Annotated in this window: 2 protein-coding genes; one reads left to right on the top strand and one right to left on the bottom strand. The window is 62.0% G+C overall.

Annotation, left to right across the window (positions count from 1 at the left end; all coding sequences use genetic code 11):
• Positions 1-226 precede the first annotated feature (226 nt).
• Entirely contained in the window at positions 227-535 is a 309-nt protein-coding gene (locus AC1D00_RS36145) for a hypothetical protein (protein ID WP_167771080.1), read from the top strand.
• A 447-nt stretch (positions 536-982) separates the two neighbouring features.
• Here the strand turns inward: AC1D00_RS36145 and AC1D00_RS36140 are convergent.
• Positions 983-2,565 (bottom strand): FAD-dependent oxidoreductase (locus tag AC1D00_RS36140; RefSeq protein WP_477013961.1); only part of this gene is annotated, 1,583 nt, incomplete at its 5' end.

Below are 2,565 nucleotides of genomic sequence, written 5' to 3'. Positions count from 1 at the left end.
AAGTAAGCGCTCGCAAGACGCAAAAGCGAAAGGCCGGACCGACGATCCGGCCTTTCCTAATTTGCTGCCCGGCGGAGCGAACCCACTTCGCCGGATCATCGTACCTTAATTAGACTTATGACCTGCTGTTCACCAAATGTAAGTAGTGCTGTCTTGTCAGCACCCGCAAAGCGGGCGAGCGTGGCGGAATTATTGAAGATTATTTGGACTCTCATCGGAGTTGAACTTGACGATTGTCTTCGTCCTGATCGTCGCAAGTGCGCTGGTGGGATTAGCGACAGGTTACGTCTACAAGATCTGGGCGCTGGTCTTGACCTCGCCGCTCATCGCAGTTTTCTCGGCGATAATTCTGCGCGTTTACGAATTCGGGATGATGGCGGGCGTGATCGTCATTGCCATCTGTCTTGTCGTCAGCCAGCTCGCCTATCTCTTGGCAGCCTATGTGCTGCACGCGCGCAACGTCTCATCCGATGACGAAATCGACGGCGAGCCAAGCGAGACACCCGAGCAGAAAATCCGCCGCCAGCACAAGTAACGCCAGGGCTGCCCAAAGCACAGGCCCCTTGCGGCGCAGGCGTGCCGGCTTCTGTTGCAGCCAGAGACGGCCATTTGTGGATGCAACAGCGTATTTCGCGGTGAGATCGCGGCCGAGCGCGGTCTTCCGCAGCACCAAAGAGTTCATCAAGGACACTTTCTTATTTCGTCTTCAACTTGCCGATGGATCGGCAAGCGTCCCAACGGGTTCATGCCCCTGACCCACAGCAAGACTAGTGCCAGGGCCGAGCAAAAGAACGGCGCCGCTTTGACGCGCCTATGACAATTGCGCGACACCGCGGCAGCGGGACTCTGGCACGGTTCCTACGCGAATTCTGTGACCGGTTCCACAGATCGGGAACCTCCTGACGCAACCGTGATGACATCGCCCAAACAAAAAGGCCGGATCGATGATCCGGCCTTTGTTCTCAAATAACCTTGGGGCGAATCAGGCCGCCGCCTTCTTCGGCGCGAATCGGCCGTAGAAGGTTTCGCCCTTCGCCGCCATCTCCTCGAGCAGCTTCGGCGGCGTGAAGCGCGAGCCGTATTTCGCTTCCAGCTTGTGGCAGAGCTCGACGAACTTCTTCGCGCCCATGAAGTCGATGTAGGACAGTGTGCCGCCGGTGAACGGCGCGAAGCCGAAGCCGAGGATCGAGCCGACATCAGCCTCGCGCGGATCGGTGATGACGTGATCCTCCACCGTGCGCGCGGCCTCGACCGCCTGCACCACCAGGAACCGCTGCTTCAGCTCCTCGACGTCGAGCGTGTCGGGGTCGAGCTGCTTCGGCTGCAACGCCGAGAGGCCCGGCCACAGGCTCTTCTGACCCTTGCCCTTCTCGGGATAGTCGTAGAAGCCCTTGCTGTTCTTGCGGCCGAGACGGCCCTGCTTCTCGACCATCTCCACCATCAGCTTCTTCTGATCGGGGTTGATGGCGTTCGGGCCGAGGTCGGCTTCCGTCGCCTTCATGATCTTGAGGCCGAGGTCGAGCGCGACTTCGTCCGACAGCGAGAGCGGGCCGACCGGCATGCCGGCCATCTTGGCGCAGTTCTCGATCATCGCCGGCGGCACGCCTTCCAGGAACATCTCGTTGCCTTCGGCGACGTAGCGGCCGACGCAGCGGTTGGCGAAGAAGCCGCGGCTGTCGTTGACCACGATCGGCGTCTTGCCGATCTGCCGGACATAGTCGAGCGCGGTCGCGAGCGCGACATCGCCGGTGTTCTTGCCGAGGATGATCTCGACCAGCATCATCTTCTCGACCGGCGAGAAGAAGTGGATGCCGACGAACTTGCCCTGGTCCTTGAAGGCTTCCGCAAGCGAGGTGATCGGCAGCGTCGAGGTGTTCGACGCGAAGACCACGTCCGGCTTCAGATCTTCCTGCGCCTTGGCAAAGGTCTCCGCCTTGACCTTGCGGTCCTCGAACACGGCCTCGATGACGAGGTCGACGTCCTTCAGCGCCGCGTAGTCCGCGGTCGGCGTGATGCGCGCGAGCAGAGCTTCGGCATCCGCGGGCTTGGCGCGGCCCTTCTTGATCTGCTCCTCGATCACCTTCTGCGCATGCGCCTTGCCCTTGTCCGCGCTCTCCTGGTCGCGGTCGATCAGGACGACATCGAGGCCGRCACGCGCGGAGACGTAGCCGACGCTCGCCCCCATGAAGCCGGCGCCGATCACGGCGATCTTCTTCACCTTGGTTGCGGGCACGTCCTTCGGACGACGCGCGCCCTTGTTGAGCTCCTGCATCGACAGGAACAGGCTGCGAATCATCGCGGCCGCTTCCTTGGAGCGCAGCACCGAGGTGAAGTAGCGCGACTCCACGCGCAGCGCGGCGTCGATCGGCAACTGCAGGCCTTCATAGACGCAGCTCATGATCGCGCGCGCGGCCGGATAGTTGTCGTAGGTCTCGCGGCGATAGATCGCGTTGCCGGCCGGGAACATCATCATGCCGGCCTTGGAGAACACCGGGCCGCCGGGCAGCTTGAAGCCCTTCTCGTCCCAGGGCGCGACGGCCTTGCCGCCGCCCTTGATCCAGTCCT

The organism is Bradyrhizobium sp. P2_E8 (assembly GCF_056403875.1).
The sequence above is the reverse complement of the archived record's forward strand: the minus strand, read 5'-3'. Positions and strand labels throughout refer to the sequence as shown.